24 protein-coding genes and 1 pseudogene (1 of these 25 only partly in view) are annotated in these 23,985 nt (G+C 60.8%); 12 read left to right on the top strand and 13 right to left on the bottom strand.

Annotated elements, in window-relative coordinates; genetic code table 11:
• Positions 1–381, bottom strand: partial view of a carboxymuconolactone decarboxylase family protein gene (locus AC5STB_RS12415; RefSeq protein WP_495443141.1) — the 5' portion only. The gene continues 3 nt to the left of window position 1, outside the view; the window shows 381 of its 384 coding nt (coding positions 1–381); the start codon lies at positions 379–381; its stop codon lies off the left edge, out of view.
• A 1-nt stretch (position 382) separates the two neighbouring features.
• Positions 383–718 carry an aldehyde dehydrogenase family protein gene (locus AC5STB_RS12410; RefSeq protein WP_495443140.1) on the bottom strand — a complete coding sequence of 112 codons (336 nt, stop codon included), beginning with the start codon at positions 716–718 and terminating at the stop codon, positions 383–385.
• Positions 719–881: 163 nt separating this feature from the next.
• Between AC5STB_RS12410 and AC5STB_RS12405 the strand changes: the two genes are divergently transcribed.
• The gene (locus tag AC5STB_RS12405; protein ID WP_495443139.1) at positions 882–1,085 is read left to right on the top strand and encodes a hypothetical protein; all 204 of its coding nucleotides are present in this window, start codon (positions 882–884) and stop codon (positions 1,083–1,085) included.
• 83 nt (positions 1,086–1,168) lie between these two features.
• On the opposite strand, the gene AC5STB_RS12400 is transcribed toward AC5STB_RS12405, so the two are convergent.
• From AC5STB_RS12400 to AC5STB_RS12390, 3 genes are all read right to left on the bottom strand, one after another.
• Positions 1,169–1,519 (bottom strand): RidA family protein, encoded by a 351-nt coding sequence (locus AC5STB_RS12400; protein ID WP_495443138.1) that lies wholly within the window; start codon positions 1,517–1,519, stop codon positions 1,169–1,171.
• Between the two features lie 46 nt (positions 1,520–1,565).
• Positions 1,566–1,916, bottom strand: coding sequence for a hypothetical protein (locus tag AC5STB_RS12395; protein WP_495443137.1), 351 nt, complete (start codon positions 1,914–1,916; stop codon positions 1,566–1,568).
• Between the two features lie 76 nt (positions 1,917–1,992).
• Positions 1,993–2,865: a MurR/RpiR family transcriptional regulator gene (locus AC5STB_RS12390; RefSeq protein ID WP_495443136.1), complete on the bottom strand. Its 873-nt coding sequence runs from the start codon at positions 2,863–2,865 to the stop codon at positions 1,993–1,995.
• Between the two features lie 152 nt (positions 2,866–3,017).
• On the opposite strand from AC5STB_RS12390, the gene AC5STB_RS12385 reads away from it, so the two are divergent.
• From AC5STB_RS12385 to AC5STB_RS12350, 8 genes are all read left to right on the top strand, one after another.
• Positions 3,018–3,803 carry an N-formylglutamate amidohydrolase gene (locus AC5STB_RS12385; protein WP_495443135.1) on the top strand — a complete coding sequence of 262 codons (786 nt, stop codon included), beginning with the start codon at positions 3,018–3,020 and terminating at the stop codon, positions 3,801–3,803.
• Entirely contained in the window at positions 3,796–4,392 is a 597-nt protein-coding gene (locus AC5STB_RS12380) for a TRAP transporter small permease subunit (RefSeq protein WP_495443134.1), read from the top strand. Before AC5STB_RS12385 ends, AC5STB_RS12380 begins: the two co-directional genes overlap by 8 nt.
• A complete protein-coding gene (locus AC5STB_RS12375) occupies positions 4,392–5,894 on the top strand; it encodes a TRAP transporter large permease (protein ID WP_495443133.1) in 1,503 nt (500 codons plus the stop codon). The genes AC5STB_RS12380 and AC5STB_RS12375 overlap by 1 nt, the downstream gene beginning before the upstream one ends.
• Positions 5,884–6,618, top strand: a complete 735-nt coding sequence (locus tag AC5STB_RS12370; protein ID WP_495443132.1) for a DUF4336 domain-containing protein — start codon at positions 5,884–5,886, stop codon at positions 6,616–6,618. Before AC5STB_RS12375 ends, AC5STB_RS12370 begins: the two co-directional genes overlap by 11 nt.
• Before the next feature lie 27 nt (positions 6,619–6,645).
• On the top strand, positions 6,646–7,680 hold the full coding sequence (locus tag AC5STB_RS12365) for a TRAP transporter substrate-binding protein (RefSeq protein ID WP_495443131.1): 1,035 nt from the start codon (positions 6,646–6,648) through the stop codon (positions 7,678–7,680).
• Positions 7,681–7,796: 116 nt separating this feature from the next.
• On the top strand, positions 7,797–9,149 hold the full coding sequence (locus AC5STB_RS12360; RefSeq protein ID WP_495444597.1) for a glutamine synthetase family protein: 1,353 nt from the start codon (positions 7,797–7,799) through the stop codon (positions 9,147–9,149).
• Between the two features lie 93 nt (positions 9,150–9,242).
• Positions 9,243–10,625: an aldehyde dehydrogenase family protein gene (locus AC5STB_RS12355; protein ID WP_495443130.1), complete on the top strand. Its 1,383-nt coding sequence runs from the start codon at positions 9,243–9,245 to the stop codon at positions 10,623–10,625.
• 65 nt (positions 10,626–10,690) lie between these two features.
• The gene (locus AC5STB_RS12350) at positions 10,691–11,836 is read left to right on the top strand and encodes an iron-containing alcohol dehydrogenase (protein WP_495443129.1); all 1,146 of its coding nucleotides are present in this window, start codon (positions 10,691–10,693) and stop codon (positions 11,834–11,836) included.
• 69 nt (positions 11,837–11,905) lie between these two features.
• Here AC5STB_RS12350 and AC5STB_RS12345 read toward each other — a convergent pair whose 3' ends face one another.
• Both AC5STB_RS12345 and AC5STB_RS12340 read right to left on the bottom strand, forming a co-directional pair.
• The gene (locus AC5STB_RS12345; RefSeq protein ID WP_495443128.1) at positions 11,906–12,121 is read right to left on the bottom strand and encodes a hypothetical protein; all 216 of its coding nucleotides are present in this window, start codon (positions 12,119–12,121) and stop codon (positions 11,906–11,908) included.
• 146 nt (positions 12,122–12,267) lie between these two features.
• Positions 12,268–13,272 carry a LacI family DNA-binding transcriptional regulator gene (locus AC5STB_RS12340; protein ID WP_495443127.1) on the bottom strand — a complete coding sequence of 335 codons (1,005 nt, stop codon included), beginning with the start codon at positions 13,270–13,272 and terminating at the stop codon, positions 12,268–12,270.
• A gap of 142 nt (positions 13,273–13,414) precedes the next feature.
• Between AC5STB_RS12340 and gap the strand changes: the two genes are divergently transcribed.
• Together gap and AC5STB_RS12330 are read left to right on the top strand one after the other, a co-directional pair.
• Entirely contained in the window at positions 13,415–14,443 is a 1,029-nt protein-coding gene (gene gap / locus AC5STB_RS12335) for a type I glyceraldehyde-3-phosphate dehydrogenase (protein ID WP_495443126.1), read from the top strand.
• A gap of 235 nt (positions 14,444–14,678) precedes the next feature.
• Positions 14,679–15,749 carry an Mrp/NBP35 family ATP-binding protein gene (locus AC5STB_RS12330; protein WP_495443125.1) on the top strand — a complete coding sequence of 357 codons (1,071 nt, stop codon included), beginning with the start codon at positions 14,679–14,681 and terminating at the stop codon, positions 15,747–15,749.
• 223 nt (positions 15,750–15,972) lie between these two features.
• Here the strand turns inward: AC5STB_RS12330 and AC5STB_RS12325 are convergent.
• The 5 genes and pseudogenes from AC5STB_RS12325 to phnC form a co-directional block, all read right to left on the bottom strand.
• Positions 15,973–16,585: pseudogene (locus AC5STB_RS12325) on the bottom strand (LbetaH domain-containing protein).
• A gap of 31 nt (positions 16,586–16,616) precedes the next feature.
• Positions 16,617–17,987, bottom strand: a complete 1,371-nt coding sequence (gene phnE, locus AC5STB_RS12320) for a phosphonate ABC transporter, permease protein PhnE (protein WP_495443124.1) — start codon at positions 17,985–17,987, stop codon at positions 16,617–16,619.
• Complete coding sequence (phnE, locus tag AC5STB_RS12315; protein WP_495443123.1) at positions 17,984–18,853, bottom strand: phosphonate ABC transporter, permease protein PhnE; 870 nt, start codon at positions 18,851–18,853, stop codon at positions 17,984–17,986. The genes phnE (AC5STB_RS12320) and phnE (AC5STB_RS12315) overlap by 4 nt, the downstream gene beginning before the upstream one ends.
• A 113-nt stretch (positions 18,854–18,966) precedes the next feature.
• Positions 18,967–19,869 (bottom strand): phosphonate ABC transporter substrate-binding protein, encoded by a 903-nt coding sequence (gene phnD / locus AC5STB_RS12310; protein ID WP_495443122.1) that lies wholly within the window; start codon positions 19,867–19,869, stop codon positions 18,967–18,969.
• A gap of 65 nt (positions 19,870–19,934) precedes the next feature.
• Positions 19,935–20,753, bottom strand: coding sequence for a phosphonate ABC transporter ATP-binding protein (gene phnC / locus AC5STB_RS12305; RefSeq protein WP_495443121.1), 819 nt, complete (start codon positions 20,751–20,753; stop codon positions 19,935–19,937).
• A 216-nt stretch (positions 20,754–20,969) separates the two neighbouring features.
• Between phnC and rpe the strand changes: the two genes are divergently transcribed.
• Positions 20,970–21,659, top strand: a complete 690-nt coding sequence (gene rpe, locus AC5STB_RS12300) for a ribulose-phosphate 3-epimerase (protein ID WP_495443120.1) — start codon at positions 20,970–20,972, stop codon at positions 21,657–21,659.
• A gap of 181 nt (positions 21,660–21,840) precedes the next feature.
• On the opposite strand, the gene AC5STB_RS12295 is transcribed toward rpe, so the two are convergent.
• Positions 21,841–23,931, bottom strand: coding sequence for a 3-hydroxyacyl-CoA dehydrogenase NAD-binding domain-containing protein (locus AC5STB_RS12295; RefSeq protein ID WP_495443119.1), 2,091 nt, complete (start codon positions 23,929–23,931; stop codon positions 21,841–21,843).
• Positions 23,932–23,985: the final 54 nt, after the last annotated feature.

Raw genomic sequence — 23,985 nt, 5'->3', positions numbered from 1 at the left:
GCCCTGTTCTTCCAAAACCCTGCGGGCGGCACGGAAGCATTCCAGCGCCTGGGGAACACCGCAATAGATGCCGATCACATGAATAATCGCGCGGATCTCCTCTTTGGTGACGCCGTTGTTCACGGCACCGCGACAGTGCAATTCCCATTCGTGCATCTTGCCTAAGGCGCCAATCATCGAAAGGTTCATCATCGACCGGGTCTTGGCATCGATCACATCGTCACCCCAGCCAAAGCCCCAGCACCACGCGGTCATCGCCTCCTGGAAGGGCCGGGTGAAGTCATCTGCTGCGGCCAGATTGTTTTCGACATATTCCGCGCCAAGGGTTGCCTTGCGCTGCTCCAAGCCTTTCATAAACAGGTCTTCGTCAAATGCGCTCATCTCAGCCTCTCAATTTCATGGCAATGCTCTTGGTCTGTACGTAGGTCCGCAAGGCCTCCGGGCACGTTGCACGGCCATAGCCGGAAATGCTGCAGCCACCGAAAAGAGTTCCAACCCCGTCTACGCACCATTCCGCCACGAAGACCAGGCCGACGCGGATTTGGGACGCGCTCCGGGTGACGCAGTCCTGCCCGCCCGTGACAATGCCACCGGCCAGCCTGCAATCAGTGCTGTTGGCGGTCTCGATTGTTTCCACGTCAGACTGGAACTTGAGGACGGAAAGCACGGAACCGGGTAAAAAGAATAATCGGTGCTGCTGAGGAGTCCAGATTGGCATCAGTTGGGGGGGGGCGGGCCTCACTCGCGGGCTGGATTGCACATGACATCTTTAGCATCTTCATGCGATAACACGATCCGCACCGCAATGGCGTCCGTATCAAGCTGAAAGCACCGGCCAAAGGCTGATGCAAATGACCGGTGCAGCGCTGGAGTAAGCCAGCATGCCGTTCCAGATTGCGGGCGAGGCTGCGCTGTTCGAAGTGGTGTTCACCGATACAAGAATGCGTATTCACCGCGACACTCAGTTCTGGATGCAAACGTACAACCCAGTTCGACCTGCAGCGGGCATCTTTAAATCTCCGGGCAAGATTCACCCAAGCCTTACGCTGCCGGAAGAGGATCTGGAACAAACCGAAGCCGCCTAATAAAATGGCTTCAGCGTCACTGGATTAGCTCACAAGGAAAGGAGGACCACTGGCCTGCCTTTCTTTACTTTGTCAAAAGCGTGTCAGGCCCTTGCCGCCGTCACGATGAGCTCCACGAGAAAATCCTCACGCGCCAGCTTGGCTTCGCCGCAGGCCCGCGCCGGGGCGTGACCTTCAGGCACCCAAGCATCCCAGACAGCGTTCATCTCGGCGAAATCCTTCATGTCTGCAAGCCAGATCACAGTTTGCAGAATTCGGGTCTTGTCGCTGCCGGCCTCAGCCAGCAGCGCGTCGATCTTGTCCAGGCAATCCTGGGTCTGCTGCGCGACACTGGCACCGGCGGTGCCGACCTGGCCCGCCAAGTAAATGGTATGGCCATGGGTCACGATCTGACTCATGCGCTGGCCGATGTGGCTGCGGGTGATTTCGGACATTTCGTGTTCCTTGAAACAACTTCAGAATAGGTTGCGGCGCTGCGGCTTACTGGGACAGCAGCCACTTGCCTTTGGAGGGGCAGAATTTGCGGCGGACCTGCTTGGAGGTCTGATCATCCTTGACGAAAGCCTGATGCTGCAAAACCACGCAATCGCCTTCTTTACCCGCTACTTTCACTTCACCGCGCGCACCACTGTCCGGGTTTGACCATTTGGCCCGGTTGCCATTGCCGCCTTGCGCTTGATCCAGCAGGGCCTGCTCAGCCTGGCGCATGAAGTTGGTGTCCTGCGGCGTCAGCCCGGATTTGGCCAGAATACGGCTCAGCGGGTTGGCCCCTGCGGGTACTGCAGCCAAAGCGGCCACAGCGACCGCTGCCAAAATACTGGAAAATCTCATGTTGACACTCCCACCTGAAAGGAACCGGCTTGAACACCAGTAAGGCGCAACCGTGCGGCAATGTCCATGCGGCGGATCAAGAGAACTTGCGGAAGAGCCGCGTCATGTCGAACAGCTCATCCAGACGGTCGTAGCGCTCTTTGGTCTTGTCCCAGCTCTCCTCCTGAGTGGCGGCAATCATTGCCTCCAGCAGCATCATTGTGGAGATGTTGGAATCCCAGGCCGAAGGGATTTCAACCCAGCAATTAAATGTATGCTCAGCGACCGAAGCAATTGGGCTTGCCCATTGGTCCGTTATCAGAACAATCTTCACCCCGCGTTCTGAGGCAAGCTCTGCCAGCCGCTGCAGGTTGGTTTCATAGCGCCGCACGTCGAACATCAGAAGCGTGTCGCCCTCCACCATATCCAACACGTAATGCGGCCAAGTGGCGGAAGAGGACGTCATATGGGTCACACGCTGCCGGATGGCCTGAAAGTGGGTAAAGGCATAGTCCGCCAGCGCTCTGGTGATGCGCCCGCCCACCACGTAAAGCCGCCCCTCGGTATTGGCGAGTTGATGCACCGCAACGTCGAACTGCGCGGAATCGATATTGGAGAACGTCTGCTGCAGGTTGTCGGTCACGGCCTGGGCAAATCTGTTCAGCAGGTGGCCTTCAGGCGCCTCAGAGGCCCAGTTATCGCGCCGCTTTGTTGGACCGGAGACCTTGGCCTCCAGCTCCTTCAGCAAGGCCTGGTGGAACTGCGGGTAGCCCTTGAACCCCAGCTTCTGAACCATCCGGGCCACCGTTGGCGTGGAAACCTCGGCATTGCCGGCCACGATAGTAATCGAGGCCAGCCCCGCTGCAGGGTAATTTTCCAGCAGCAAGTTGGCGAACTTTCGTTCGGATTGGGTAAGCGAGGAATAGTTCTCGCGGATTAACTCGCGAACGGTAGCGGGCGGTTTTGACAACGGCGCATTCCTGTTTTGAACAGACACTTTCTAACCCGGAACCGGCCTGAAAAGAAAGTTTCAGGAATCCCTGTCCGGAACCGATCATGAAAAGATATTGACACAAATATCTCTTCATGGAAACATTTTTCCAAATCGCAGGGAGGCGGCAAATGCACGAGAGTGATTCTCACGCTCAGGGGGATGCAGTGGAGGTGGTGAACCGCGATGGCACCAGCCCGGTCCTGCTGCTGTGCGAGCACGCCTCCAGCAATATTCCGGCCAGGTATGACGGGCTAGGTCTGCAAGAGACGGACCGGCTAAGCCACGCTGCCTGGGACCCGGGTGCACGGGCAGTGGCTCTCTATTTGTCCAAGGCGCTGGATGCTCCGCTGGTCGCCAGCACCGTGTCGAGGCTGGTCTACGACTGCAACCGCCCGCCTGAGGCTGCCAGCGCCATGCCGGAAAAGTCCGAACTGGTGGAGGTCCCCGGCAATAAGGGGCTGACAGCAGAGCAGCGGCGGGAACGTGTGAACGCGGTTTACGCACCTTTCTGCAACACCGTTTCCAACGTGATCCAAGCCCGCAAGAAAGCCGGGCTGCAAACCGTTTTGGTCACGATGCACAGTTTCACTCCAGTCTATTTCGGCGAACAGCGCGCGGTGGAGATCGGCATCCTGCACGACGATGACGCCCGCCTGGCTGACGCGATGCTAGCAGAGGCCCCTGCCCTGCCGCACCGGCGGATCGAACGCAACGAGCCTTATGGCCCGGCAGACGGCGTCACCCACTCATTAAAGATCCACGGGCTGGCCAATGGGCTGGCGAATGTGATGATCGAAATCCGAAATGACTTGGTGGCAACACCAGAACAAGAAGAGGCCATGGCAGAAGAAATGCTTACATTGCTGCGCCCAGCCCTTGCCGCGCTGGCAGCGGAGGGAGGCTTAGATGCCTAGAATAATTCGGGCTTATGTCCGGGGCATCGATGAGATGAACCGCGTTATCGGCCGCTTTGCCATGTATTTAATCTTTGCGCTCATCGGCGTACTGCTGTGGTCCTCAATCTCCAAGACTTTCTTCAACCCTTCACACTGGACGCTGGAGACCGCGCAGTTCGTGATGGTCGCCTATTACGTTCTGGGCGGCCCCTACTCCATGCAGCTCGGATCAAATGTGCGGATGGACCTGTTCTACGGGGCCTGGTCCACGAAGACCAAGGCGATGGTCGATGCTTTCACCGTGCTGTTCCTGATCACTTATCTGGTGATCCTGATGTACGGTGCCCTCAGCTCAACCGCCTATTCACTGGGCTATTTCGGGCTGGAGCCGCTGCAGTTCTTCTGGGACTTGCTGAAGACGCTGCTGAGCGAAGGCCCTGCCGCTGCAGCCGAAAAGCTCGGCTACCTGGAGCGCAGCTCCACTGCATGGCGGCCATTCCTGTGGCCCGTCAAAACCATCCTCTGCTTCGGCGTCTTCCTGATGCTGCTGCAATGCCTTGCCGAACTGTTCCGGGATATCGGACGCCTGCGCGGAGTTGAAATCTGATGTCCTACGAATGGATTGCCATCGTGATGTTTGCCGGCATGATGCTTATGCTGATGACCGGTCAGCGGGTGTTTGGCGCAATAGGCTTTGTCGGTGCAGTTGCGGGTATGCTCCTGTGGGGGACAGGCGGGGTGGAGATCCCCTTTGCCGCAGCCATGAAACTGATGAAGTGGTACCCGCTGCTGACCCTGCCGATGTTCATCTTCATGGGCTACGTTCTGTCGGAATCAAAGATCGCGGACGATCTCTACCGGATGTTCCATGTCTGGATGGGGCCGGTGAAGGGCGGACTCGCCATCGGCACCATCGGCCTGATGGTCCTTATTTCTGCGATGAATGGCCTTTCGGTAGCGGGCATGGCCATTGGCGCCACAATCGCGCTGCCGGAACTCTTGCGCCGCGGCTATGATAAGATCCTGGTGACCGGCACCATCCAGGCAGGCTCATCGCTTGGCATTCTGGTGCCGCCTTCGGTGGTGCTGGTGCTTTACGCGATGATCGCCCGCCAGCCGGTGGGGCAGCTATGGCTAGCAGGCGTGATCCCCGGCCTGCTGATGGCCACCATGTTCATTATTTACATTTATGTCCGCGCCCGCATGCAACCGGATCTTGGCCCCGCGATGCACCCGGAGGATCTGGCAGAGTATGAACAGATCACCGACCATCCGCTGCGGCTGAACTACATCGTTCTCAGTGCGCTGGTGCTGGTGCCGCTTTTGATTGAGACCGGGCTGATGGAAACCAAATCCGCCCTTGGAGTTGCGCTCGCCCTTGGACTTCTTTCCTTCCTGACCCGCAAGAACCCGATGCTCTACAAAGACGTGTTCATGAAGGAGAAGTACCGTCTGCTGTTCTCCGGCGTGCTGCCCTTGGCAATTTTTGCCGCGATGATGGTGCCCTTCGTGAACGGCTGGACCTCGCTTGTCGAAAGCTCCGCAATCGGTGCCATGACCGCCTTCATCGCCGCGGTGCTGAAGGGGCGGATGACCAAGGAGGTGTTCGAAACATCGGTGCGCTCAACGCTCGGCATCTCCTGCATGTTCATGTGGATCATCCTGGCAGCGCTGGCCTTTGGCGCGATCTTTGATGGTCTTGGCGCGGTCAAGGCGATTGAGGACCTTTTCACCTCCAAGCTGGGCCTGTCGCCATGGATGATCCTCATCCTGATGCAGCTGAGCTTCATCGTGATGGGCACCTTCCTGGATGACACCGCAATGCTGGTGATCGTGGCGCCGCTCTATGTGCCTCTGGTGGGGGCACTTGGCTTTGATCTGATCTGGTACGGCGTGCTTTACACCATCACCACCCAGATCGCCTATATGACGCCGCCGTTCGGCTACAACCTCTTTCTGATGCGTGCGATGGCACCCCCGGAAATCGGGCTGAAGGATATCTATGTCTCGATCATCCCCTTTGCCGCGGTGATGGTGCTGGCGCTGGCCTTGATCATGATGTTCCCGCAAATCGCCCTGTGGCTGCCGGAGTATGTCTATGGAAAATAAGACCAAGCTGCAGGCCCTGGGGCAGGATATTTGGATCGTCGACGGGCCAAATATCCAGTTCTACGGGATCCCTTTCGCAACCCGGATGACCGTGGTTCGTCTGGCAAACGGCGATCTGTTCCTGCACTCACCGATTCAGTACAGCGAGCAGCTGGCCAAGGAGCTGGAAGCGCTGGGACGTATCCGCCACCTAGTGTCCCCGAACTGGATTCACTACGCCTATATCGCGGAGTGGGCGCAGGCCTATCCGCAAGCCGTGGCATGGGCCTCGCCTAATGTGCGCGAACGGGCCAAAAAGCAGGGCGCGGAAATCAGTTTTGACCGCGACCTGCAGGACAGAGCAGAGCCGGAATGGGCAGACGACCTGGAACAGCTGATCGTCCACGGCAGCAAAGTGCACACAGAGGTAGTCTTCTTTCACAAGCCGTCGAAAGTGCTGGTTCTCACAGACCTGATCGAAAATATGCCCAGCAAGACTCTGCCGCTCTGGGTGCGGCCGTTAGCCTGGGCGGCAGGTATACTGGCGCCCGATGGCAAGATGCCAATCGACATTTGGTTCTCCTTTTCAGGCAACCGGGACAAGCTGCGCAAAGCCTTGTCCCAAATGCTCGGCTGGAAACCGGAAACCGTCGTGCTCGCGCATGGCGACATCCTTCGCGAGAATGCACCTCAACGGCTCCGCGAAGGCTTCAGAAACCTGGCGCCCTGCGGGCACGGGCATTGATCTAAATTCAACAGAGGAGAGGAAGACATGACAACAAGACGTAAGTTTTTGCAGTCCGCCGGTGTAGGTGCCATGGCGGCACCGCTGGCCACCCCGGCGCTGGCACAATCCACCATCAAATGGCGGATGCAAACCTATGCTGGTGCGGCACTGGGTGAACATGTGATCAAACCCGCCATCGACATGTTCAACAAGATCGCTGGCGACCGGATGCAGATTGAGCTTTTTTACGCCGATCAGCTGGTCCCCACAGGCGAGCTTTTCCGTGCTATGCAGCGCGGCACAATTGACGCGGTTCAGTCCGATGACGACTCGATGGCCTCGCCCACCGAGGTCACCGTGTTCGGCGGCTACTTCCCCTTTGCCTCCCGCTACTCGTTGGACGTGCCGGTTCTTTTCAACCAGTACGGCCTGAACGAGATCTGGGACGCAGAATACTCCAAAGTTGGCGTCAAGCACATCTCTGCCGGCGCCTGGGACCCCTGCCACTTTGCCACCAAGGACCCGATCAATTCGCTGGCGGATCTGAAAGGTAAGCGCGTCTTCACCTTCCCGACTGCAGGCCGCTTCCTGAGCCAGTTCGGCGTTGTGCCGGTCACCCTGCCTTGGGAAGACATCGAAGTCGCAGTGCAGACCGGCGAGCTGGACGGCATTGCCTGGTCCGGCATCACCGAAGACTACACCGTCGGCTGGGCTGACGTGACCGACTATTTCCTGACCAACAATATCTCAGGCGCCTGGGCGGGGTCGTTCTTTGCCAACCAGGGCCGCTGGGACGAACTGCCGGAAGACCTGCAGACCCTGTTCCGCGTTTGCTGCGACCAGTCGCATTATTACCGCCAGTGGTGGTACTGGGGCGGTGAAGCCTCCCTGCGCGTCAACGGCGACAAGATGAAGCTGACCACCATTCCCGACAGCGAATGGCAGCAGGTCGAAGACGCGGCCGTGAAATTCTGGGATGAAATCGCAGCCGAGTCTGAGACCAAGGCGAAAGTTGTGGAGATCTTCAAGAAGTATAACGCTGACATGCAGAAGGCCGGCCGCCCCTACCGCTACGGCTGAGGCACCGGTTGAAACATAGGATTTGGCCTGCACCGCAGCGGGCCAAATTCCTTCCCCAAGGAATTTGCCAAAACTTTTGAGGAAAAGTTTTGCGCGTAACAGACAAAGGGCCGCTCATGCTCTCCTTCGACACTCTTAAGGACCAGGTTGCCGATGGCACCGTTGACACCGTTCTGGTCTGCCTTGTGGACATGCAGGGCCGCCTGATGGGCAAGCGTTTCCACGCCAAACACTTCGTGAACGGCGCCTGGGAGGAAACCCATTGCTGCAACTACCTGCTGGCGACTGACCTGGCGATGGCGACGCCGGACGGCTATGCCTCGACCAGCTGGGAACGGGGTTACGGCGATTATGTAATGAAGCCGGACCTCTCCACACTGCGCCCGGTGCCGTGGCTGGAGGGCACGGTGATGGTGCTGTGCGACGTGCTGGATCACCACACCCACGAGGAAGTTTCCCACTCCCCCCGCGCGATCCTGAAGAAACAGGTGAACCGCCTGAAGGCGATGGGCTATGACGCCATGTGCGCCACCGAATTGGAGTTTTTCCTGTTCGCCAAAAGCTTTGACGAGATCCGCCGCTCCGGCTTCCGCGACCTCGAGCCGATCTCCGGCTACAACGAGGATTACAACATCCTGCAGACCACCCGCGAGGAGCATGTGATGCGCCCGATCCGCAACCATCTGTGGGATGCGGGGCTGCCGATCGAGAACTCCAAGGGTGAGGCGGAGACCGGTCAGGAAGAGCTGAACATCAAATACGCTGCGGCAATGGACACGGCGGAGTTCCACACCATCGCCAAGCACGCGATCAAGGAAATCGCGGAGCAACAGGGCCACGCGGTGACCTTCCTGCCGAAGTGGAGCCACGACAAGGTCGGCTCCTCCTCCCATGTGCATCAGTCGCTATGGCAGGACGGCAAGCCCGCGTTCTATGACGAAACGGACGAGCTGGGCATGTCCGCGCTGATGAAGAATTACATGGCCGGATTGCTGAAATACGCCCCCGACTACACCGCCTTCATGGCGCCCTATATCAACAGCTACAAACGTTTCATGAAGGGCACCTTTGCCCCCACACGCATCATCTGGTCGGTGGACAACCGCACCGCAGGCTACCGCCTGTGCGGAGACGGCACCAAGGCGATCCGCGTCGAATGCCGCATCCCGGGCTCCGACATGAACCCCTATCTGGCGATGGCGGGCATGCTGGCTGCCGGTATTGCGGGCATCGAAGAAGGACTGGAGCTGCAGGCGCCCACCAGGGGTGATGTCTACCAGGGCGACACCGGCATGATCCCGGGCACATTGCGCGATGCCGCGGCAGCGCTGAAAGGCTCGGAAATGCTGCGTGCCGCCATGGGCGATGATGTAGTGGACCACTACGTCCGCGCAGCCGAGGTGGAAATCGAGGATTTCGACCGGGTGGTCACCGACTACGAGATTGCCCGCGGCTTCGAACGAGCCTGAGGCGCGCAGCCGAATTGGGGCTCTGCCCCAAACCCCGGAGTATTTTCGGAAAGATGAAGAGGGCTTTGCCCTTTCTGAATGGAGTGAATGGCAATGGGCCAGGTATTGAAATGTATTTCACCGATCGACGGATCGGTCTTCGCGGAGCGCGAAGTGCTATCGCGCGAGGACGCCTTTGCGGCAGCAGATCGGGCGCGGGCGGCGCAAGCCGCATGGGCCGGCCGGCCGCTGCAGGAACGCATTGATCTGGTGATGGCGGGCGTGGCCGCTGTCGGCGCAATGAATGACGAGATCGTGCCGGAGCTGGCCCACATGATGGGCCGCCCGGTGCGCCATGGCGGCGAGTTCGGCGGCTTCAACGAGCGTGCGGGCCACATGGCAAAAATCGCCGAAGAGTCGCTTGCTGACATCGAGGTTGGCGAGGACGAAACCTTCAAGCGCTACATCAAGCGTATTCCGCACGGTGTGGTCTTTGTCGTGGCTCCCTGGAACTACCCCTACATGACCGCGATCAACACCGTGGCTCCGGCGCTGATTGCCGGTAATACGGTGGTGCTGAAGCACGCAACGCAGACGCTGTTGGTGGGCGAACGGATGGCGCAGGCCTTCCATTCCGCCGGCATTCCCGAGGACGTTTTCCAGAATGTGTTCCTGGACCACGGCACAACGTCGGAGCTGATTGCCAGCAAAGCCTTCAACTTCGTGAACTTCACCGGCTCAGTCGGCGGCGGCCAAGCAATGGAACGCGCAGCGGCAGGCACATTCACCGGTGTTGGCACCGAGCTCGGCGGCAAGGACCCGGGCTATGTGATGGAAGACGCCGACCTGGATGCGGCTGTGGACACGCTGATTGACGGCGCCATGTTCAACTCCGGCCAGTGCTGCTGCGGCATTGAGCGGATCTACGTGCATGAGAGCCTTTACGACGCCTTCCTGAAGAAGGCCGCGGCTATCGTGAAAGGCTACAAACTGGGCAACCCGCTGGACGCAGAGACCACCATTGGCCCGATGGCCAATGTCCGCTTTGCCAGCGAGGTCCGCGGCCAGATCGCCGAGGCGATAGAGGCCGGCGCGGTGGCCCATATTGAAACCTTTGCTGAGGATGACGGCGGCGCGTACCTCACGCCGCAAATACTGACGGGTGTCACCCACGACATGCGGGTGATGCGCGAGGAAAGCTTTGGCCCGGTTGTCGGCATCATGAAGGTCTCCTCGGATGAAGAAGCCATCCGGCTGATGAACGACAGCGATTTCGGCCTCACCGCCTCGCTGTGGACCAAGGATGTGGAGCGGGCGCAAGCCGTGGGGAACCGGATCGAGACCGGCACTGTCTTCATGAACCGCGCCGACTACCTGGATCCCGGCCTCTGCTGGACCGGCTGCAAGGACACCGGCCGCGGCGGCGGCTTGTCGGTCATCGGCTATCACAATCTGACCCGTCCGAAGTCTTATCACCTGAAAAAGGTAACCGGCTGACGGACGGCCCTGTCCGCCCCGGCGTCTCCTCCCCGGGGCGGGCTTTAGTATTAAAGGAAAACGACATGTCTCTCGTTGGAAACTGGTCCTACCCGACCGCAATCAAGTTCGGCGCAGGCCGGATCAAAGAACTGGCCGACGCCTGTGCCGCTGCCGGCATCAAGAAGCCGCTGCTGGTCACTGACAAGGGTCTGGCAGATCTGCCTGTCACCAAATCGACCCTGGACATCATGGAAGCCGCCGGCCTCGGCCGCGGCATGTTCTCGGACGTTGATCCGAACCCGAATGAGAAGAACTTGGACGCTGGTGTTGCGGCCTATAATGCGGGCGGCCATGACGGGGTGATTGCCTTTGGCGGCGGCTCCGGCCTGGACCTGGGCAAGATGGTGGCCTTCATGGCGGGCCAGACCCGGCCGGTCTGGGACTTTGAGGACATCGGCGACTGGTGGACCCGCGCCGATGCGGATGCCATCGCACCGATCATCGCGGTGCCGACCACTGCCGGCACCGGTTCAGAGGTGGGCCGCGCTTCGGTGATCACCGACAGCGCCACCCATCAAAAGAAGATCATCTTCCACCCCAAGGTGCTGCCTGCCGTGGTGATCTGCGATCCCGAGCTGACTGTCGGCATGCCCCAATTCATCACCGCGGGCACCGGGCTCGATGCCTTTGCCCATTGCGTCGAGGCCTTCTCCTCGCCCCATTACCACCCGATGTCTCAAGGCATCGCGCTCGAGGGCATGCGCCTGGTCAAGGACTACCTGCCACGTGCCTACAATGACGGCACTGATATCGAAGCCCGCGCACAGATGATGTCTGCGGCTGCTATGGGCGCGACCGCCTTCCAGAAGGGTCTTGGAGCGATTCATGCTATGAGCCACCCGGTCGGCGCGCATTTCAACACCCACCACGGCACCACCAACGCGGTCTGCATGCCCAGCGTTCTGGAGTTCAACGCGTCCGAGATTGCGGACCGCTTCAACATGGCGGCGGCGTATCTGGGCATCAAGGGCGGCTTTGACGGCTTCCGCAGCTTTGTGCAGGAGCTGAACGATTCCCTGGGCATCCCGCGCGGGCTGTCGGATCTGGGCGTCACAGAGGCAGCAATTCCCGATCTAGTCAAAGGCGCCATCATCGACCCCTCCTGCGGCGGCAACCCGATTGAGCTGACTGAGGAAAACCTAGCCCAGCTGTTCAAGGCTGCGATGTAGGCTGAAGCCGAAATGCAAACTACAGCTCTCTCCGCCATGCGGGGAGAGCATATTAGTTAGGGCACAGCGTCAGCCGCTGACGTAGACTTGGTCCTTGGGGTAATAGAATATCTTCTGATTGTGCAGCCGCCCCAGAAGAGCATGAACGCGGCGCAGGGTCTCCGCGTCTGCACTGCCCGAGGCGGGATGGGCTTCCGACAAAGCATCTCTTGTGTGCTGCAATGAGGTTTCAATCAGGTCCATGTCTTCAACAGAAAGCTCGAACATGTCATTGTACTTGGGCATCTGCACTCCTTTTCCGGGCCGACCCGCGCTGAACTGGAACCATGCCCACAGGTTGCCCCGGCGCACCTGCCAAAGCTAGGAAAATCTCCGACTGGCATGTTTACGGCGGTGACGACTGTTTCGCGGCAGCAAGCCGGGGCGGCGAATTATAGAGTCCCGCCCAAGCTGATCGCCGGCGTCAAGCAGTCGAAAACCATCCCCTCTGCCCCGCCCGTTTCCCGCGACTTCAGAATGATCTGCGCCGCGCGCTCACCGATTTCATGGCGGCAGGCATCCGTGGTCGCAAGTTGCAGCGGTAAGCCCTGCAGGATCTGCAGATTGTTGAAGCCGGCCAAGGCGACATCGCCAGGCACCGACAGGCCCGCCGCCAGGCAATGCATCAGACCGCCCACACTCATCACGTCGCTGGAATAATAGATGCAATCAAGCTCCCGGCTGCGCGCCAGCATCTGTGCCGTCAACTGGCGGCCGGTCAGGATCGAACTTTCGCCGGAATAATGCTCCAAGTCTGCAAGTGTCACGCTCTGCGCCGCCAGTCCATCCGTAAATCCGTCAAAGCGTTTGCGGGCGCGGAAATCCTGCGGCATCTTGGTGCCGATGAACCCGATCCTGCGGTAGCCGCGGGCCAGGATCTGCTCTGCCATTTCGCGGCCTGCCTGCAGATGTGATATGCCGACACAGTGGCGCACCGGATCGCCGTCCACATCCATCACCTCGACCACCGGGCAATCGGCTTGCTGCAGCATCCGGCGGGTGGCTTCGGTATGCTCCAGCCCCGCAGCGATCAGCCCTGAAGGCCGCCAGCTCAGCATTTCACGGATGACGCTTTCCTCTTCCGCCAGATCATAACCGGAAATCCCGACCACCGGCTTCAGCGGGCTGTCCTTCAAGACGGCGGAAATGCCCGAAAGCACCTCCGGGAAGACAAAGCTATTCAGCGACGGCACCACCACCGCCACCAGGTTGACCGATTGCGAGGACAAGGAGCCGGCAATCCGGTTCGGCACATATCCATGGGTGCGGGCAATTTCTTCGATCTTCGCCTTGGTTTTGGCGGACACGTCCGGGGCACCACGCAACGCGCGAGAAGCCGTCATTTCACTGACACCGGCCAGTTTGGCCACGTCTCTCAGGAGCAGTTTCTTGGTCATGCTCCCATGCTCTTGCAGATCGCGGGCAGCCGCAAGGGCAGCTCCGTAAACAGAGGGGTTGATTTTTTACACTGTTATCGATATCGGTATCGCAACCGTTATCGATACCGGCAAAATCCGGTACACCAGCCGGAGATCAGAGATGACACTGAAGATTGCAATCAACGGGTTCGGGCGGATTGGCCGCGGGGTGCTGCGGGCGCTGCTGGAAAGCGGCGAAAAGGATATTGAGGTGGTGGCCATAAACGACCTGTCGCCGCCGGAAACCTTGGTGCATCTGCTGAAATACGACAGCGTGCACGGGCGCCTGAAGACGCCGGTGTTCCTGGCCGATGACCTGATCCGCGCGGGCCATCACAGCATCCGCCTGACCGCGGTGCGCAACCCAGAGGACCTGCCCTGGCAGGATGTGGACATTGCCTATGAATGCACAGGCCTGTTTACCGCCCGCGAGGATGCTGCGCGGCATTTGAAGAACGGCTCCAAGCGGGTGCTGATCTCCGCCCCCGGCAAGGATCCCGACCGCACTGTGGTCTATGGTGTCAACCACATGGATTTGACGGCGGAGGATGTGGTTGTCTCCAACGCCTCCTGCACCACAAACTGCCTGGCGCCGCTGGCCAAGGTGCTGGATGAGTCCTTTGGTATCAAAACCGGCTACATGACCACCATCCACGCCTACACCGGCGACCAGCCGACCCATGACACCAGCCACAAAGACCTTTACCGCGCCCGTGCCGCCTCACTGTCGATGATCCCCACATCCACAGGCGCGGCACGGGCAATCTCCGAGGTGCTGCCGCATCTGAAAGGCCGACTGGAAGGCTCCGCCATCCGGGTGCCAACCGCCAATGTCTCTGTGGTGGACCTGAGCTTTGTGCCGGAACGGCCTGCCACGGTTGAGGCGATCAATGCCGCGGTCAAAACAGCTGCCGGAACCGGGCTGGAGGGCATTTTGTCCTACGAAGAAGACCCGCTGGTCTCTGTAGACTTCAACCACGACCCGCATTCCAGCTGCTTTGCCGCTGCCCAGACATCCGTCACCGCCGAGGGGCTGGTGCGGGTGGTCAGCTGGTATGACAACGAATGGGGCTTTTCCAACCGGATGGTGGACACCGGCCGCCGCATCGGCGCGGTGATGAATTCCGCCGAGGTGGCACTGGCCAGCTGACAGGATCCTCCCGCCCGTCGTCTGCCAACGGGCCTCCTCCCGTTGGATCCAGCGCCGCGCTCACGCGCGGCGCTGCTGCGATTGCCACAAGATCGCAAGGCTTCAGACAGGGCCAGGTGGCAAAAAAGCTGACTCCTGGATGCGCTAAATCAAACTCCGGGCCGTGTACGGCTGGCATGACCTGCGGAATTGCGCCAGAACAGGTGCAAGACATGACCAGAAGCAGGAGACCGGCGTGACCGTCACCCGTGAAACCGTCCTTGAGACGCTCAAATCCATCACCGACCCCGTCAGCGGCAGCGACATCGTCAGCGCAGGCATTGCCCGTGCCGTTACCGTCGAGGGCGGCACCGTCCGTTTTGTACTGGAAATCGATCCCGGCAAGTCCGAAGCCTACGGCCCGGTGCGCGACAGGGCGGACGCGGCCGTGGCGGCGCTGCCGGGGGTGGAAAAGGTGTCAGCTATGCTGACCGCCCATTCGGAGAAAGCGCCACCGGATCTTAAGCCCAAGACAGCCGCGCAGCCTCAGCAACAGGCGCCGCAGAAAGTGCCCGGTGTTGCGCGGATCCTGGCCGTGGCCTCGGGCAAGGGCGGCGTTGGAAAATCCACCGTCTCGGCCAACATCGCCTGCGCGCTGGCAATGCAGGGACGCAAGGTGGGCCTGCTGGATGCCGACGTCTATGGCCCCTCGCAGCCAAAGATGCTGGGGGTCAGCGGCCGTCCTGCCAGCCCTGACGGCAAGACCATTCTGCCCCTGCGCAATCACGGCGTCACCATGATGTCGATGGGGCTGATGACCGGCGAGGATCAGGCGGTGATCTGGCGCGGACCGATGCTGATGGGCGCGCTGCAGCAGATGCTGCTGCAGGTGCAATGGGGGGAGCTGGACGTGCTGATCGTTGATCTTCCGCCCGGCACCGGCGACGTGCAAATGACGCTGGCGCAGAAGACCCATGTGGACGGCGCCATCGTGGTCTCCACCCCGCAGGACGTGGCACTGATCGACGCGCGCAAGGGCATCGACATGTTCCGCAAGATGAACGTGCCGGTACTGGGTATGGTCGAGAACATGTCGACCCACATCTGCTCCAACTGCGGCCATGAAGAGCACGTGTTCGGCCACGGCGGTGTGGCGCAGGAGGCGCAAAAACTGGACGTGCCGCTGCTGGGCGAGGTCCCGCTGCATCTGGACGTGCGCCTGGCCGGCGACAACGGCACGCCAATCGTAGCGGCCAATCCCGGCAGCGCCCAGGCCAAGGTCTTCCTCGACATCGCCACCCAGCTTGTGGACGCGGGCGCCGCCTGACCCCCCGACAGCCCCGGGTCAAGGGCCGCAGAGAGGCGGCATGCTGCGCCGTTTGCCCTTGAGGCGGGGATGGCAGCCAACACAATGGAACCGCGCTTGAAGGGCAGAATTGCCCCTCAAGCGCTTCTCTGCAGCCCACCTGCGCCGCGCAGCGGCGCCACGCCCAACTGTGACGTGCATTCTTCAAATGCGCTGGAACAGGCGGGAGCAACCGCCTGCCGGCTCAGGAGTACCTCTCCAGGAACTCCTCCGCCCGCATGCTGTGGAAGTCCGGCAGCGCGGTCCGCAGAGTCTCATGGCCCCAGTTTCGCTAGGTCAGTTCCACAATTTGCTCTGCGACCGCCTCAGGACAGCGGCGGCGGATCACTTTGACGGTGTTGCCGCCAATGATGGTGTAAGGTGCAACACCCTTGGTCACGATCGCGCCTGACGCGACGAGAGCGCCATGCCAACAGCAACCTCGGGCTTGTCATCGCGCCATGGCCGATCCAGGTTTCATGGCCGATGCGTACCGTGTGCCTGGCCCGGGGGTAAAACCACCCCGCGTCATCCTCCGCATCTTCCCAGTAGCTTGCGGAACGGTACAAGAATTGATGCAGAGACGCTTTCTCCATCGGATGGTCCGTGGCACCGATCCGCACGAAACTAGCGATATTGACAAACTTGCCGATCTCCGGATTGGCGATATCGCAGCTTTGGCCGCAATAGCTGTAGTCCCCGAACACCGCGTACGCCACCCGGCTGCCGGCGCCGATTTTCACATAGGCACTAAAACTGCTGCCTTTGATTGTGCAATCCGGGTGGATGAATGGCGCCTCCGCCTGCAATCGAGCCAGTGGCCGTCCATTTCTTATATCCGAATCCAGGTCAGGGCAGCAGCAACGCCCCGCCCTCTGATTTCCGCGGCCTGCACTTGGCTTTGCCGCCTTCCCCCTTGATCAGGCGGCGGCGCAGCCAGCCGGAGAACCAGTCCATCAGCATCACCATCAGGATGATCAGGGTGATGTAGTAGGCCACCTCCTCCCAATCCTTCTGAGTGATGATCGCTTGGGTCAGCAACAGGCCGATGCCGCCGCCGGTGATCGCGCCGATGATGGTGGCAGACCGCGTGTTGGCTTCCAGAAAATAGAGCAGCTGGCTCAGCAGAACCGGCGTGATCTGCGGGATAACCCCGAAGCGGTAGCGCTGCACCGGCTTGGCGCCGGTAGAGGAGACTCCTTCAATCTGCTTCTGATCGACATTCTCCAGCGCCTCTGAAAATATCTTGCCAAATGTGCCGGTATCCGTGACCAGGATCGCCAGCGCACCGGTCAGCGGCCCGGGGCCAAAGGCACGCGCCAGCACCACTGTCCAGATCAGCGAGTCGACGCCGCGCGCAAAGTCGAACAGGCGGCGCATGGCAAAGCGGATACTGCGAAAAGGCATGAAGTTGCGGGTCGCTGCAAAGGCCAGCGGCAGCGCTATAAGCCCGGCCCCGATAGTCCCGAGGAAGGCCATCAGCAGAGTTTCGGCAATCGCCCAGGCCACGTCGTGATGGCGCCACATCTTGTTGGTCCAGAACTCCTGAAAGATCGCACCGGCCTCGCCGGTGGCGGCCTGCTGCAGCAGTTCCCCTGCCCCCATGCCATAATACGGGCTGTCGAGAGTAAAAAAGAAAAGCTCCCACCCCGCGAAATAGCGGAACACCTCAGCCCGGTTGCGGGTCACGGTCAGGCGGCCGGCCTCTGTTGTGACGGCGAGACGGTTTTTTGAGACATTGATCCACTCGGGCACATCGCCTGCCGGCAGCTCAGCCTGAACCCCTGCGTTGCGGCCCGGGGTGGCGCGCACCTTGCCATAGCCGGGGATCATGTATTCGATGGTTTCCGGCCCGAACCTAACAACGTGGCCATCCTCCAGATCAATCACCGTAGTTTCGCCTAGTTCTACCCAGTCCGGCGAAGTACCATCGGGATAGGCGCCCTTGCGCTCCCCTTCGATAGCCACCGAAACCTTACCGCTGCGGTTGTCTAGGGCGACATGGGTCTTGTAGCTATAGCTGTCGCCGACCAGCGTCCTGGCGTTTTCCAGGCTGGCACGCTCCCACAGCGCCGGCATGTCGAAGACAACAAACACATAAGCGAGATAGGCCAGTACCGCAGCGGGCAGGGCAAAATTCATCAGCCTCTTCTTTAGAAACAGCCTTGAGATGTCCGCCTTCAGGTCTGCCGGCGTCAATGTGGTATTAAATGTGGTCATGCCTTCGCTCCATGGGTCAGGCAGTCGCGCAGCAGGCCGGACAGCTGGTCAACGGCGACGATGGTGACAAAGAGAAGGAGGAAAATTGCAGCGGCCTCGTCGTAACGCCCCTGCCCCCACGCCATGGCGTTCTTCAGTTCATAGCCAATGCCGCCCGCACCGACAAAGCCGAGGATGGCAGATGCGCGAATGTTGACCTCAAACCGCAACAGCGCATAGCTGACGTAATTCGGACCGACCTGCGGGATCACCCCCAGCATCATTCGTTGTGCCCAAGCGGCGCCGACAGAGGTGAGGCCCTCCACCGGCTTCAGGGAGGCGTTTTCGTTCACCTCAGAGAACAGCTTGCCCAGCGCCCCGGCCGTATGGATGGCAATAGCTATCATCGCGGCCACCGGCCCGCCGCCCAGCACAAAAATCAGCACCAACGCGATGACAATCTCGGGGACTGCGCGGCAGATATCGCTGATGCGGCGAAACAGCGGTATCAGCACGGGCCAAGGCGCCATGCCGCGGGTCGCCAGCAATGACAGCAGCGTGCCGAACATTGCACCCGCAAGTGTCGAAGCGGCGGCAATGTTCAGGGTCTCCACCAGCGCCGGCAGAAACTGCACCAAATGCCCCGGCAGCTGTTCCGCCTTTTCGGCGGCTTCGGACAGGACTTCGGCAGGATAGTCGAAGATGCGGGTGAACCCGTCGGTAAAAGAGCCAGCGTTGCGGGCATCCGCGGTGCGAAAACCGGCTGCCATCAGAGCCACAAAAACCGCCAGAAGGATACCGCCATACAACCGCTTGCGCTGGGTATGGGCAGTGTACTGCTGCCGGATGTCCTCGATGCCCGGCCGGGCGGCTATCAAATCTGCCATTTGGGATCCTGGTCTTTTCGGGATGGCCGTTGCAGAGGCCATCGGGAAATTGCGGGGTTCCAAGACAAGCCCGGAACCCCGCAGAGCAAAGTTCAAAAGGTACTGGGCTGAAATTACTGGGACTTCAGTTTGCGGGCTTCGATGATCACCTCATAGGCATCGTGGCTGATCGGGTCGAAACTTTTGGCCTCACCGGCCACGACACCATAAAAGCAGTCACGGTCGATTTCGCTGAGATTGTCCATCAGCGCGGTCATCTTTGCTTTGACCTCTTCCGGCAGAGCCTTGCGCAAAACCACGGGACCTTCCGGGATCGGGGCGGATTTCCAGACCTCGACCATGTCGTTCATGTCGACGAGGCCCGCGTCCACTGCGCGGCGCAGTGCCCCCGACTGATAACCGTCTTCCCATTCGCCCAGTCCGTCGGCCCAGGTCACACCTCCATCGACATCGCCATTGGCAACCGCAACAATGGTCTGCTCATGGCCGCCGGTAAATTTCACTTCGCCGAAATAATCCCCGGACTCCATGCTGGCATTAATCTTGTTTGGGATCTCGATCGACGGGATCAGGTAGCCTGAGGTTGAGTTCGGGTCGCCGAAGCCGAAAGTCTTGCCCTTCAGGTCTTCCAACGAGGTAATGCCGCTGTCCTTGCGGGCAAAGCCGACTGAGTAATAGCCATAGCCGCCGTCAATGTTCACCTTGACCAGTACCGGCTCAACCGCTTGGGGGTCGGACAGATAGGTCTTGGCATAGCCGGACGCGCCCAGCCAAGCCATGTCGATGGTGCCGCCCAGCAGGCCCTGGATCACGCCGTTGTAGTCAGCAGGCGCAAACAGCTTGGTTTCAATACCCAGTTCTTTCTCGGTGTATTCGCGCAGGCATTCATTGTTGTTCAGACGGTCCTGCGCATTCTCACCACCCAGGATGCCGATGCGGAATTCGGTGATTTCCTCTGCCGCAACAGGGGCAGTCAGCGCGGTGGTTGCCATAACAGCAGCAATCAGTTTTTTCATCTTATGTCTCTCCGGTTGGTCTTTCCCGGGGAGCAGCCCCCGGATCGATGAAATCAGGTCAGGGGTTATTCGGCGGGAATGACGGCGCGCGTGGCGTTCATCTTTTCCAGGGTTTCAATTTCGGTTGATGTCGCGGCCTCAGAGAATTCCTCCCCGGCACCATAGATTTCGCGGGCCACGCCCGTGGTCAGCTGTTCCGGCAGCCCGTCAAACACGATGCGCCCGTCGCGCATGCCAACTACCCGGTCGCAATAGCGGCGCGCAGTATCCAGCGTGTGAAGGTTGGCAATCACAGTACGCCCGTCTTCCTCATGGATGCGGCGCAACGCCTCCATCACGGTCTGGGCGTTCATCGGGTCGAGCGAAGCAATCGGCTCATCCGCCAAAATGATCCTAGGATCCTGCATCAGCGCCCGGGCAATCGCCACCCGCTGCTGCTGGCCGCCCGACAACGCCTCGGCGCGCTTGGCTGCATGTTCGGCAATGCCCAGCCGCTCAAGAATGTCGACAGCCTTATGAATGTCCTCCATCGGATAGAGGTTGAACAGCGTTGCCATCGCATTGCGCCGGTTCAGCGTGCCATGCAGCGCGTTGGAAACCACGTCCATCCGCGGCACCAGGTTGAACTGCTGGAAAATCATCGCACAGTCGGACTGCCAGGCGCGCTTGTCCTTGCCCCTCAGACCGGTGATCTCGCGCCCCTCGAACAGGATGCGGCCGCCGCTGGCGTCCTCCAGCCGGTTCAGCATCCGCAGCAGGGTCGATTTGCCTGCGCCAGAGCGGCCGATGATGCCAATCATGCAGGGTTTGTCGATATCCAGCGTGGCGGTATCCACCGCAATCTTGCCGCCGAACCGTTTGGTCAGTTTATCAATGCGCAGCACCGGGGCGCTCCCTTCTAGTTCGGGGAACGCCTATCGGCCCTGCTCAAAGCTCATGTGTCACTGCCGTGAAAGTTTTGTAACGCGACCCATTGCAACCCGCGGAGGTTCTACCCCGTCAAACGTTGCCACCATGCAATCTGCCTCTGTGCACAGCGGGCTGGACAGTCTATACGGCCTGCGACTCCTCATTTCCCTTTTGCAAAAGGAAGCTGCCAGATGTCCTTTGACCGCAAGATCAAGATCGCACCCTCCATCCTTTCTGCCGATTTCGCCAACTTCGGCCAGGAAATCCAAGCGATCGAGGCCCAGGGCGCCGACTGGGTGCATGTGGACGTGATGGACGGGCATTTCGTGCCGAACCTCACCTTCGGCCCGCAGGCGGTGAAGGCGTTTCGCCCGCATGTGAAGACAGTGATGGACGTGCACCTGATGATCGCGCCGGTTGACCCCTACATCGACGCCTACGCTGACGCCGGCGCCGATGTGCTGACCGCCCATATCGAGGCGGGCCCGCACATCCACCGCACCTTGCAGGCAATCCGCGGGGCAGGCATGAAGGCGGGCGTCGCGCTGAACCCCGGCACCCCGGCCGAGGCCGTGGAGAACCTGCTTGACCTGACTGACCTGGTCTGCGTGATGACCGTAAACCCGGGCTTTGGCGGCCAGAAGTTCATCGACATGACCGCCAAGATCCGCCGCCTGCGCTCAATGATCGGCGACCGTCCGGTGCACATCGAGATCGACGGAGGCGTTGACCCCACCACCGCGCCGCTGGTGGCTGAGGCTGGCGCCGACGTGCTGGTCGCAGGTTCCGCCGTGTTCAAGGGCGGCTCGGTCAGCAACCCGGATGTTTACGGTGAGAACATCCGCAAGATCCGCGCCGCCACTGAAGGCACCTGGGCCTGAGCCGCAAAAACTCCCTCCAATCGCCAGGCGCATCAAAGATGCGCCGCTCTTGTTGGGCCAGGCGCCGCGCATTCCGCGCGGCGCTTTTTCGCTATGCGGCCAGCGTTTGCGCACCCAGCCTGGCACCGCCAGGCCGCGCCGTGATGGCCCTCGGCGGGCCGGAGGGGCGCCAGCCGCTTGCCTAGGCGCCTTTGTTCAGGTCGCCGAAGGTTCTGCCCTCTGCCACCAGTTGCTCCAGCAGCGGCGCGGGCTGCCAGAAGAAACCGTCCTCTGCCGCATAGTTCCGGATATCGGCCAGGATGCCTTCCAGCCCCTGCAGGTCGGCCCATTTCAGCGGACCGCCCCAGAACCGCGGGAAGCCGTAGCCGAAGAGCATCACCATATCCACGTCCAGCGGGCGCCGGGCGATCCCTTCGCCGACCACCTTCGCGGCCTCATTGACCATGGCGCACATGTAGCGGCGCAACACTTCCGCGTCGGAAAACTCTCGCGGGGAAACGCCCTGCTGTTCCTGATCCCGGGCAATCAGCTCCGCAACCTGGGGGTTCGGTACACCGCCGCGCTTGCCTGCCTCATAGACATAAAACCCCTTGCCGGTCTTCTGGCCGAAATCGCCACCCTCGCAGAGCATCTCGTAGAACCGCGGCACCCTCTCGCGCGGATCCCGCGTCGGCGCGCGGCGCTTGCGGGCGGCCCAGTTGATGTCCAGCCCCGCCAGATCCCCCATGGCAAAGGGCCCCATCGGGAAACCGAAAGTGGTCACCGCCTTGTCCACCTGATAGGGCGAAGCCCCATCCAGCACCACATATTCCGCCGCCTTGCGGTAGGCATTCATGATCCGGTTGCCAATAAACCCATCGCAGATGCCGGACCGCACCGCCACTTTCTTCAGCCGCTTGCCCAGGGCAAAGCCAGTGGCCAGAACCTCCGGCGCTGTTTTCTCCGCCACAACAACTTCCAAAAGCTTCATCACATGCGCGGGCGAGAAAAAATGCAGCCCGATCACATCCTGCGGGCGGGACGTGGCCGCAGCAATCTCGTCCACATTCAGGTAGGAAGTATTGGTCGCAAGCACCGCACCGACCTTGCAGTGGGCGTCGAGTTTGCCGAAGACCTCGCGCTTGACGTCCATGTCTTCGAACACGGCCTCAACCACCAGATCCACTTGGCCCAGCGCTGCATAATCCGTGGCCACAGTCAGCGCCTCGCCGGTCAGCTGATCATATTGCGCCTGGGTGATCTTGCCCCGCTTCAGGGCGCCTTGCAGATTGCCCTCGATCCGGCCGCGCGCTGCAGCGACACCCTCATCCGTCATTTCGATCAGCACCACAGGCAGCCCGGCCAGCAACGCTGCAGTGGCGATGCCCGCGCCCATGGTGCCGCCGCCGATTACCCCCATCGCGGCAATTTCGCGGGGTTCGACGCCTTCCAGCTCCGGCAGCTTGCTGACCGCACGCTCGGAGAAGAAGGCATGAATCAAACCCTGGCGCTGATCCGACTCCATCAGCTCAGTGAACAGCGCGCGCTCGCGCTTGAGACCCGCCTCGAAGCTTTCCGCCTCGACCGCCGCCCGCACAGCCAGCACCGCGGTAGCCGGAGACAGCTGTCCGCGGCCTTTCTTCAATGTGGCCTCATAGGCGGCATCGAAATCCACCGCTTCCGGCGCAGGCATTTCCCCGACAGCCCGGCGCAGTGCGCCCTGCTCCAGCAGTTCCCGCGCAAAGGCGAGACCAATCTCACGCGGCTCGCCCTCCTCGATACGGTCGATGATGCCCTTGTCCAGCGCCTCCGCCGCGCCGAGATGGCGGCCGGTGGTGATCATCTCCAGCGCCGCTTCGGTTCCAGCCAGCCGCGGCAGCCGCTGGGTGCCGCCCGCCCCAGGCAGGATGCCCAAGTTGACTTCCGGCAGCCCCATCTTGGCCGAGGGCACCGCAATCCGGTAATGCGAGGACAAGGCCACCTCCAGCCCGCCGCCCAGTGCCGTGCCATGCATGGCGGAGACCACGATCAGCGAAGAGGCCTCGATCCGGCTGCACAGGCCCGGCAGATAGGGCTCCTGCGGCGGTTTGCCGAATTCGCGGATATCGGCACCGGCAAAATAGGTCTTGCCCTCGCCGTAGATCAGGACCGCCTTGGCCCCTTCGCCTTCGGCGCGTTCGATCCCGGCCAGCAGGCCCTTGCGCACATCAATGCCTAGGGCGTTCACAGGCGGGTTCTGCGCCTTCAGAACGGCAATATCACCCACGCGCTCATATGCAATGGCTTCACTCATCCGGTTATCCTCTCACTTCCGCGGCGGCAGTAGCTGCGCCCGGCTCCCAACAGA

It is taken from the genome of Leisingera sp. CC-HEC093, from assembly GCF_059429195.1.
This window is presented reverse-complemented; position numbering and strand designations above follow the sequence as displayed.